The sequence below is a fragment of the Magnetospirillum fulvum genome (assembly GCF_900108475.1).
GTDB lineage: Bacteria > Pseudomonadota > Alphaproteobacteria > Rhodospirillales > Magnetospirillaceae > Phaeospirillum > Phaeospirillum fulvum_A.
This window is the reverse complement of record NZ_FNWO01000006.1, coordinates 287,946-296,355: the sequence shown is the minus strand read 5'-3', so window position 1 is coordinate 296,355 and position 8,410 is coordinate 287,946. Positions and strand designations below refer to the sequence as shown.

The 8,410-nt window shown below is 62.8% G+C and carries 8 protein-coding genes and 1 tRNA gene; all 9 read left to right on the top strand.

From position 1 onward, the window contains the following. The coding region (locus BLW40_RS09565) for an EF-Tu C-terminal domain-related protein (protein ID WP_483099577.1) at positions 1-415 on the top strand (415 nt) is incomplete at its 5' end. Positions 416-490: 75 nt separating this feature from the next. After that, positions 491-566, top strand: a tRNA-Trp gene (locus tag BLW40_RS09560). Between the two features lie 49 nt (positions 567-615). Further along, complete coding sequence (gene secE, locus BLW40_RS09555; protein WP_021133207.1) at positions 616-813, top strand: preprotein translocase subunit SecE; 198 nt, start codon at positions 616-618, stop codon at positions 811-813. Between the two features lie 6 nt (positions 814-819). Next, entirely contained in the window at positions 820-1,353 is a 534-nt protein-coding gene (gene nusG / locus BLW40_RS09550) for a transcription termination/antitermination protein NusG (protein ID WP_021133208.1), read from the top strand. A gap of 158 nt (positions 1,354-1,511) precedes the next feature. Beyond that, the gene (gene rplK / locus BLW40_RS09545; protein WP_021133209.1) at positions 1,512-1,940 is read left to right on the top strand and encodes a 50S ribosomal protein L11; all 429 of its coding nucleotides are present in this window, start codon (positions 1,512-1,514) and stop codon (positions 1,938-1,940) included. Between the two features lie 4 nt (positions 1,941-1,944). Further along, positions 1,945-2,640 (top strand): 50S ribosomal protein L1, encoded by a 696-nt coding sequence (gene rplA / locus BLW40_RS09540; protein WP_074767920.1) that lies wholly within the window; start codon positions 1,945-1,947, stop codon positions 2,638-2,640. A gap of 362 nt (positions 2,641-3,002) precedes the next feature. Beyond that, positions 3,003-3,518, top strand: coding sequence for a 50S ribosomal protein L10 (rplJ, locus tag BLW40_RS09535; protein WP_074767918.1), 516 nt, complete (start codon positions 3,003-3,005; stop codon positions 3,516-3,518). A gap of 48 nt (positions 3,519-3,566) precedes the next feature. Further along, the gene (rplL, locus tag BLW40_RS09530; RefSeq protein WP_074767975.1) at positions 3,567-3,938 is read left to right on the top strand and encodes a 50S ribosomal protein L7/L12; all 372 of its coding nucleotides are present in this window, start codon (positions 3,567-3,569) and stop codon (positions 3,936-3,938) included. 238 nt (positions 3,939-4,176) lie between these two features. Next, on the top strand, positions 4,177-8,352 hold the full coding sequence (gene rpoB / locus BLW40_RS09525; protein ID WP_074767916.1) for a DNA-directed RNA polymerase subunit beta: 4,176 nt from the start codon (positions 4,177-4,179) through the stop codon (positions 8,350-8,352). Positions 8,353-8,410: the final 58 nt, after the last annotated feature.

Here is an 8,410-nt window from a genome sequence, read left to right as displayed (position 1 = left end):
CGGTGTCGAAATGTTCCGCAAGCTGCTCGATCAGGGTGAGGCTGGCGACAACATCGGCGCTCTGCTGCGTGGCACCAAGCGTGAAGACGTCGAGCGTGGCCAGGTTCTGGCGGCGCCGGGCTCGATCACGCCCCACACCAAGTTCGAAGCCGAAGCCTACATCCTGACCAAGGAAGAAGGCGGACGTCACACCCCGTTCTTCACCAATTATCGTCCGCAGTTCTACTTCCGCACCACCGACGTCACCGGCGTCGTGTCGCTGCCGGAAGGCACCGAAATGGTGATGCCGGGCGACAACGTGAAGATGAGTGTTGTTCTGATCGCTCCGATCGCGATGGATCAGGGCCTGCGTTTCGCTATCCGTGAAGGCGGTCGTACCGTTGGTGCGGGAGTGGTTGCCAAGGTCCTCGAGTAGCTGTATAAGGGCGGCCTCCGGTAAGACCCGGGGGCCGTTGCCGCCGCCCCGGCGATCCGGGACGGCAGCGAATGCAGGAGTGTAGCTCAACTGGTAGAGCACCGGTCTCCAAAACCGGGGGTTGGGGGTTCGAGCCCCTCCACTCCTGCCACGCTGTTCCCCCAGGCTTCCGCCAGCGTGCGGCATCAACTGTAAGAGACATGGCAAAAACGAGCCCGGCCCTCTTTTTCAAGCAGGTCCGTCAGGAGATCGCAAAGGTCACCTGGCCCACCCGCCGCGAGACCGTCATCTCGACTCTCATGGTGTTCGTGATGGTGGTGATCACCGCCACGTTCTTCCTGATCGTCGATCAGTTTTTTGCCACGACCGTCAAGTTCCTGTTCGGTCTGAAAGGTTGAACGGGCATGTCGACAGCACGCTGGTATGTGATCCACGTCTATTCCGGTTTCGAGAAAAAGGTCGCTCAGTCGATTCGTGAGCAGGCCGAGCAGAAAGGCATGGCCGATCTGTTCGATAAGGTGCTGGTGCCGACCGAAGAGGTCGTTGAGGTCCGGCGCGGAACCAAGGTCAGTGCGGAACGCAAGTTCTTCCCCGGCTATGTGCTGGTGCGGATGAATTTGACCGACGACACCTGGCATCTGGTCAAGAATACGCCGAAGGTCACCGGTTTTCTGGGCGGCAAGGGTCGCCCGGTGCCGATCACCGAGGCCGAGGCCGAGCGGATTATCCGTCAGGTCCAAGACGGGGTCGAGCGTCCGAAGCCGTCGATCACCTTCGAGGTTGGCGAGCAGGTTCGGGTGTCCGACGGTCCGTTCACCTCGTTTAATGGTTTGGTCGAGGAAGTCGACGAGGAAAAGGCCCGCCTCAAGGTCGCCGTGTCGATCTTCGGCCGGTCCACTCCGGTGGAGTTGGAATACACACAGGTCGAGAAGATCTGAAGGGTTTAGGCTCGGGAAATCGCGGCGCGGGGATTCGCGACGCGGTGGCCCGAGCCTGTTCGTTCCCGTTCCGGATGTCCCGGAATTGGGGTCAAGGGGGCGGGAGGCCAGCCTGAGGCCGTACCGCCACCTCTGGTGACAGACAGAGGATCGTTAAGATGGCAAAAAAAGTTGTAGGCTATATCAAGCTGCAAGTCGCGGCCGGCAAGGCGAACCCGTCGCCGCCGATCGGCCCGGCGCTGGGTCAGCGCGGCCTGAACATCATGGAATTCTGCAAGGCCTTCAATGCTCAGACCCAGGGTCTCGAGCCGGGCATGCCGATTCCGGTGGTGATCACCGCTTATTCCGATCGTACCTTCACCTTCGTGACCAAGACTCCGCCGGTCAGCTTCTTCCTGAAGAAGGCCGCGGGCATCGCCAAGGGGTCGCAGACCCCCGGCAAGGGCACCGTCGGTCAGGTCACGATGGCTCAGATTCGCGAAATCGCCGAGAAGAAGATGCAGGATCTCAACGCCAATGACGTTGACGCCGCTTGCAGCATGATCGTCGGTTCGGCGAAGTCGATGAGCCTCAAGGTTGTGGAGTAAGCAGATGGCACGCGAAGGAAAGCGCCTGAAGGCGGCTTACGCCGGTATCAACCGCGACAAGTTCTACACCCTCGCCGAGGCGGTGGCTGTGATCAAGTCGAGCGCGACCTCGAAGTTCGACGAGACCGTCGAAATCGCCCTCAATCTCGGCGTCGATCCCCGCCACGCCGACCAGATGGTCCGTGGCGTGATCGAACTGCCGCACGGCACCGGCAAGACCGTCCGCGTCGCCGTGTTCGCCAAGGGCGACAAGGCCGAGGAAGCGAAGAAGGCCGGGGCCGACATCGTCGGTGCCGAAGACCTGTTCGAGGCCGTCAACGGCGGCACGATGGATTTCGACCGCTGCATCGCCACCCCCGACATGATGGGTCTGGTTGGCCGGTTGGGTAAGGTTCTCGGGCCGCGCGGCCTGATGCCGAACCCGAAGCTGGGCACCGTCACCACCAACGTCGTCGAGGCGGTGCGCGCGGCCAAGGCCGGTCAGGTTCAGTTCCGTGTCGAGAAGGCGGGTATCATCCACGCCGGTATCGGCAAGGCGAGCTTTGACGAAGCCAAGCTGGTCGAGAATATCCGCGCCTTTGTCGACGCGATCATCAAAGCCAAGCCGCAGGGCGCGAAGGGCACCTATCTTAAGAAGGTGTCGCTGTCCTCGACGATGGGTCCGGGCCTCAAGCTGGATTCCGGCACCATCGTGGTGTGATGACGCGCCTTCGAGCGCATGACGTTTCCCTCTCCCCTCGGGGAAAGGGGATGGGAAGTCGGTCCGCAACGACCGGCTTCCCGCACCTGTCCGAGACCGCAGGCGCCAAGGCCGGATCGCTCCGACCGAGGCTTGATGGGAGTTCCCGCCTGCCGAGACAGAAGAAGAAAGAACGTGCCGCCGGTTTTCCCTAAAAGAATTCCGTCGGCTTACGGCTTGAAGCTTCTGGGACAGGCCACCGGCCCTGGATGGACGGTTCGTCCGACCGGAAGGGGCCTTGGGCAATGAACCGAAGCCGCCGCCTGAAAGGCTTAACCGATAGCCAGGGCGGGCAGGGTTCGGCTCGATGTTTGGAGACGAACGTGGACCGGACACAGAAGAAAGAGTGGGTCGGGTCGCTGCATGAGACGCTCGGGGAAGTCGGGCTGGTTGTCGTCACCCAGTACAAGGGCCTGACGGTTGCCGAGATGACCTCCCTCCGCGTCAAGATGCGCGCGGCCGGGGCCAGCTTCAAAGTGACCAAGAATCGTCTCACCAGGCTTGCCCTTGGTGGTACCGAGTTCGAGAACCTCGACGACCTGTTCGTCGGCCCGACCGCCATCGCCGTTTCGCGCGATCCGGTTGCCGCCGCTCGGGTTGCCGTCGATTTCGCCAAGACCAACGATAAGCTCAAGATCCTCGGTGGATCGCTGGGCAATCAGCGTCTTGACATCGACGGTGTGAAGGCTCTGGCCGCGCTGCCGTCGCTCGACGAGCTGCGGGCCAAGCTGGTCGGCATGATCTCGACTCCCGCCACCCGTATCGCCGGCGTGCTTCAGGCGCCCGCGGGCCAGTTGGCCCGGGTTCTGAAGGCGAAGGCGGACAAGGACGCCGCGTGAGCCCCTTTTATTTCCCAAGTTTCAAGCTTATCTCAGGAGAGTATGAAAATGGCTGATCTTGCCAAGCTGGTTGACGATCTGTCGGCCCTGACCGTCCTCGAAGCCGCCGAGCTGTCGAAGCTGCTCGAAGAGAAGTGGGGCGTTTCCGCCGCCGCTCCGGTTGCCGCCGCCGCCGCCCCGGTTGCCGCTGCCGCCGCTGCCGAAGAGCAGACCGAGTTCGAGGTCATCCTCGTCGATGCCGGCGACAAGAAGATCAACGTGATCAAGGAAGTCCGCGCCATCACCGGCCTGGGCCTGAAGGAAGCCAAGGACCTCGTCGAGGCCGCTCCGAAGCAGGTGAAGGACGGCGTCAGCAAGGACGAAGCTGCCAAGCTGAAGAAGGTCCTCGAGGATGCCGGCGCCAAGGTGCAGGTGAAGTAGGATCGCTTTCTGGCGAACGTACTGGGGGCCGGGATGCGATTGTCGCCTCCCGGCCCTTGGGCGCTGGATGATGACGACGCCGTCACCGGGTCTGGTGACGGGAATATCCGCCCCACGACGGGGCGGTTGATTGAGGCTCCGCAAGGAGCCGGCGTGCCAACGGCACGCGGTCCGGGGTAACGAGATCCCGGTCGGCAAGTGTGTTGGGCCTATACCGACGAAAAGACGAGGAGCGGCAATGGCTAAATCCTATACGGGTCGCAAGCGGGTGCGCAAAAGCTTCGGGCGGATCCCGACCGTCGCGCCGATGCCGAATTTGATCGAGGTGCAGAAAAGCTCCTACGATCACTTCCTCCAGATGGACGTGCTGCCCGAGAGCCGCGCCAGTGTCGGCCTCCAGGAGGTCTTCCGGTCCGTCTTCCCGATTAAGGACTTTTCCGAGCGTGGCACGCTGGAATTCGTCCGCTACGAGCTGGAAACCCCCAAGTACGACGTCGAGGAATGCCAGCAGCGCGGCATGACCTTCGCCGCGCCGCTGAAGGTGACGCTGCGGCTGGTGGTCTGGGATATCGACGAGGACACCGGCGCCCGCTCGATCCGCGACATCAAGGAACAAGACGTCTATATGGGCGACATGCCGCTCATGACGTCGAACGGCACCTTTGTCATCAATGGCACCGAGCGCGTCATCGTTTCGCAGATGCACCGCAGCCCGGGCGTGTTCTTTGACCATGACAAGGGCAAGACCCATTCGTCGGGCAAGTATCTGTTCGCCGCCCGCGTCATTCCCTATCGCGGCTCCTGGCTGGACTTCGAGTTCGACGCCAAGGATCAGGTCTATGTCCGCATCGACCGCCGCCGCAAGCTGCCGGTCACCACGCTGCTTTACGCGTTGGACGGGGAGGCTAGCGCCGGTCTGCGCGCCGCCCGTGCCGCCGAGAGCCGCGCCGTCGAGCCCGGCGAAGTCCAGGGCATGACCGCCGAAGAGATCCTGTCGTATTTCTACGAGAAGGTGACCTACACCCGCGGCCCGAAAGGGTGGAAGACGGTGTTCGACGCCGAGCGGTTGAAGGGCGTCAAGCTCGTCTCCGATCTGATCGACGCCGCCACCGGCGAAAAGGTCGCCGACGCGGGCACCAAGATGACTCCCCGTTTCGGCCGCAAGCTGAAGGATGCCGGTCTGACCGAGATCCTGGTCGCGCCCGAGGATATGATCGGCCAGTATGTCGCCGAGGATCTCATCAACGAGGTCACCGGCGAGATCTATACCGAGGCGGGCGACGAACTGACCGCCGCCTTGGTCGCCGAACTGGAGAAGGTGGGGATCACCGAACTGCCGGTGCTCGCCATCGACCATATCAATGTCGGTCCCTATATCCGCAACACCCTGGCGGTCGATAAGAATTCGAGCCGCGAGGAAGCGCTGATCGACATCTACCGGGTGATGCGTCCGGGCGAGCCGCCGACGCTGGAAACCGCCGAGGCGCTGTTCCAGGGCCTGTTCTTCGATTCCGAGCGCTATGACCTGTCTGCGGTCGGTCGCGTCAAGATGAACTCGCGCCTCAACACCCCCGAGGTGGCCGATACCGTCCGGGTTCTCCGCAAGGAAGACATCCTGGGCGTGATCAAGGTCCTGGTCGAGCTGAAGGACGGCAAGGGCGAGATCGACGACATCGATCACCTGGGCAACCGTCGCGTCCGTTCGGTCGGCGAACTGATGGAAAATCAGTATCGCGTCGGCCTGCTGCGGATGGAGCGGGCGATCCGCGAGCGGATGTCCTCGGTCGATATCGATTCGGTGATGCCGCACGACCTGATCAACGCCAAGCCCGCTGCGGCGGCGGTGCGTGAATTCTTCGGCTCCTCGCAGCTGTCGCAGTTCATGGATCAGACCAACCCGCTGTCGGAAATCACCCATAAGCGCCGCCTGTCGGCGCTCGGGCCGGGCGGTCTGACCCGCGAGCGCGCGGGCTTCGAAGTCCGCGACGTTCATCCCACCCATTACGGCCGTATCTGCCCGATCGAGACGCCGGAAGGCCCGAACATCGGTCTGATCAACTCGCTGGCGACCTATGCCCGCGTCAACCAGTACGGCTTCATCGAAGCGCCGTACCGCAAGGTTGTCGATGGAATCGTCACCAGCGATGTCGTCTATCTCTCGGCGATGGAAGAGGGACGCTACACCGTCGCTCAGGCCAATTCCGAGTTGGATGCCGAAGGCCGCTTCGTCGACGATCTGGTCTCGTGCCGCCGCGCTGGCGAGTTCGTGATGGTGCCGTCGTCGGAAATCAACATGATCGACGTCAGCCCCAAGCAGCTGGTGTCGGTTGCCGCCGCGCTGATCCCGTTCCTGGAAAACGATGACGCCAACCGCGCTCTGATGGGCTCGAACATGCAGCGTCAGGCGGTTCCGCTGATCCGTGCCGAAGCGCCGCTGGTCGGCACCGGGATGGAGCAGGCGGTGGCCCGCGATTCCGGTGCGGCGATCACCGCGCGTCGGACCGGCATCGTCGATCAGGTCGATGCCACCCGCGTCGTTATCCGCGCCACCGAGGAAACTCAGGCGACCGCCTCGGGCGTCGATATCTACAACCTGCTGAAGTTCCAGCGTTCGAACCAGAACACCTGCATCACCCAGCGTCCGCTGGTGAAGGTCGGCGATCTGATTCAGAAGGGCGACATCATCGCCGACGGCCCCTCGACCCAGTTGGGCGAGCTGGCGCTGGGCCGCAACGTGCTCGTCGCCTTCATGCCGTGGAACGGCTACAACTTCGAAGATTCGATCCTGATCTCCGAGCGCATCGTCCGCGACGACGTGTTCACCTCGATCCATATCGAAGAATTCGAAGTGATGGCCCGCGATACCAAGCTGGGTCAGGAAGAAATCACCCGCGACATTCCGAACGTCGGTGAAGAAGCCCTGAAGAACCTCGACGAGGCCGGCATCGTTTATATCGGTGCCGAGGTCAAGCCGGGCGACATTCTGGTCGGCAAGGTCACGCCGAAGGGCGAAAGCCCGATGACTCCGGAAGAAAAGCTGCTGCGCGCCATCTTCGGCGAAAAGGCGTCCGACGTTCGCGACACCTCGCTGCGGCTGCCCCCCGGCGTTACCGGCACCATCGTCGAGGTCCGTGTCTTCTCCCGCCGTGGCGTCGAGAAGGACGAACGTGCCCTGGCGATCGAGCGCTCGGAAATCGAACGTCTGGCCAAGGATCGCGACGACGAACGCGGCATTCTCGAACGCTCGTTCTTCGCCCGTCTGAAGCAGCAGATCATCGGCCGCAAGATCGTGTCCGGTCCGCGCGGCGTCCGGGCCGGTGTCGTCCTCGACGACGACACCCTGGACGCTCTGCATCCGAGCGCGTGGCGCAACATCGCCATCGAAGACGATGCGGTGATGGCCGATGTCGAGCAATTGAAGCGGGCGTTCGACCAGCAGGTCGAGAAGCTTCAGGAGCGGTTCGAGAACAAGGTCGAAAAGCTCCAGCGCGGCGACGAACTGCCGCCCGGCGTGATGAAGATGGTCAAGGTGTTCGTCGCGGTGAAGCGCAAGCTTCAGCCCGGTGACAAGATGGCCGGTCGTCACGGCAATAAGGGCGTCATCTCGCGGATCATGCCGCTGGAAGACATGCCCTATCTCGAAGACGGCCGTCAGGTCGATCTGGTTCTGAACCCGTTGGGCGTGCCGTCGCGCATGAACGTCGGTCAGATTCTCGAGACCCATCTGGGCTGGGCCTGCGCCGGTCTCGGCCAGCAGATCGGCGACGTGCTCGATCAGGTTCGCCGCAGCAATGCGACGCTGCCCGACCTGCGCGACAAGCTGAAGGACGTCTATGGCGAGGTGATCTTCAACGACGAGATCACCGATCTGCCCGACGCCGAGATTCTCGAACTCGCCAACAACCTGCGGCCCGGCGTGCCGATCGCGACGCCGGTGTTCGACGGTGCCCGCGAAAGCGACATCGTCGAGATGCTGACCAAGGCCAACCGCTCGACCTCGGGTCAGGTCACCCTGATCGACGGTCGTACCGGCGAGCCGTTCGACCGCAAGGTCACGGTCGGCTACATCTACATGCTGAAGCTGCACCACCTGGTCGATGACAAGATCCACGCCCGGTCGATCGGCCCCTATTCGCTGGTCACTCAGCAGCCGTTGGGCGGTAAGGCCCAGTTCGGCGGCCAGAGGTTCGGTGAAATGGAAGTGTGGGCCCTGGAAGCGTATGGCGCTGCCTATACGTTGCAGGAAATGCTGACGGTGAAGTCGGACGACGTGTCCGGCCGTACCAAGGTCTACGAGGCGATCGTCCGCGGCGACGAAACCTTCGAAGCCGGCATCCCCGAATCGTTCAACGTGTTGGTCAAGGAACTGCGCTCGCTTGGCCTCAACGTCGAACTCACTCAGCGGGATTTCTAACCGATACGACCTGTGGCGGGGGTGCCCCGGCGCCTCCGCCGCCCCCCGACAAGGTCAC